Here is a 230-nt window from a genome sequence, read left to right as displayed (position 1 = left end):
GCCGAGAATCCGGCTGCCACCCTGGAAGCGCCCACGGTGGAAGTGGTGGGTACGACACCCCTGCCCAGCGGGGGGGCTCCCCTGGAACAGGTGCCGGCGGCGGTCCAGGCCGCCACTGGGGAGCAAATCCGGCGGCAGCAGGCACTGGACCTTTCCGACTTCATGGAGAGGAACCTGGCCGGCGTAACGGTGAACGCCGCCCAGGCGAACCCCTTCCAGCCGGACTTGAG

General features: G+C 69.6%; 1 protein-coding gene. It reads left to right on the top strand.

All coding sequences use genetic code 11. The annotated features are described in order from the left end of the window. On the top strand, positions 1 to 230 hold a 230-nt coding region (locus ACTFO6_RS20165), incomplete at both ends, for a TonB-dependent receptor plug domain-containing protein (protein WP_439936031.1).

This window comes from Pelomicrobium sp. G1 (genome assembly GCF_051905455.1).
In the GTDB taxonomy this organism is placed as follows: Bacteria; Pseudomonadota; Gammaproteobacteria; order Burkholderiales; family UBA6910; genus Pelomicrobium.
This window is presented reverse-complemented; position numbering and strand designations above follow the sequence as displayed.